We start from the raw sequence: 923 nt of genomic DNA on the forward strand, positions 1-923 counted from the left end.
CGTAGGGGAACCTGCGGTTGGATCACCTCCTTACCTAAACGATACGCATTGCGTAGTGTCCACACAGATTGTCTGATAGAAAGTAACGAGCAAATAAGGCCGGGCTGAGAGATTAGTCGGGCTTTAGTACCTTGTTGGGTCTGTAGCTCAGGTGGTTAGAGCGCACCCCTGATAAGGGTGAGGTCGGTGGTTCAAGTCCACTCAGACCCACCAACTCATCCTCATAGTGCGTTACAGACACACTCGTTTATACCCATAAACGTCGCGTGACTGCGTCTTGTCTGAGAATGAGTTATGCCGATAAGGTATTTTGCTTTTTATATGGGGCTATAGCTCAGCTGGGAGAGCGCCTGCCTTGCACGCAGGAGGTCAGCGGTTCGATCCCGCTTAGCTCCACCATATAAAAAAACTATTTCAAAACGTACTGCGGTCGTAAGGCACAGTGTGTTGTGAAATATTGCTCTTTAACAATCTGGAACAAGCTGAAAATTGAAACATTACAGCTGAAATTTATCTCTCCGTAGATATACTGAGATAAAGAGTAACCTGTAATAGAGTCTCTCAAATAATCGCAATGACAATGGGTTAATCATTGTTGCAGTGTGAGCGAGAAGACACTCGGCAAGGCGTACAGCGCACAGCAACCGGAGTGAACTTAACGTTCATGAGGATTGCGCGCACTGCACAACATAGCAGAGTGTGTTCACAGCCACACCAATAACGAAAAACACCTTTGGGTTGTGAGGTTAAGCGACTAAGCGTACACGGTGGATGCCTAGGCAGTCAGAGGCGATGAAGGGCGTGCTAATCTGCGAAAAGCGTCGGTAAGCTGATATGAAGCGTTATAACCGACGATACCCGAATGGGGAAACCCAGTGCAATTCGTTGCACTATTGCATGGTGAATACATAGCCATGCAAGGC

General features: G+C 47.5%; 2 tRNA genes and 1 rRNA gene. All 3 read left to right on the forward strand.

The window, feature by feature from the left end:
- Nucleotides 1-136: 136 nt before the first annotated feature.
- Nucleotides 137-213: transfer RNA gene (locus V2A85_RS24020), tRNA-Ile, on the forward strand.
- Nucleotides 214-323: 110 nt separating this feature from the next.
- Nucleotides 324-399, forward strand: a tRNA-Ala gene (locus V2A85_RS24025).
- 345 nt (nt 400-744) lie between these two features.
- A 23S ribosomal RNA gene (locus V2A85_RS24030) occupies nt 745-923 on the forward strand; the annotation flags it as partial.

The sequence above is a fragment of the Yersinia sp. 1252 StPb PI genome (assembly GCF_048593885.1).
Taxonomy (GTDB): domain Bacteria; phylum Pseudomonadota; class Gammaproteobacteria; order Enterobacterales; family Enterobacteriaceae; genus Yersinia; species Yersinia enterocolitica_E.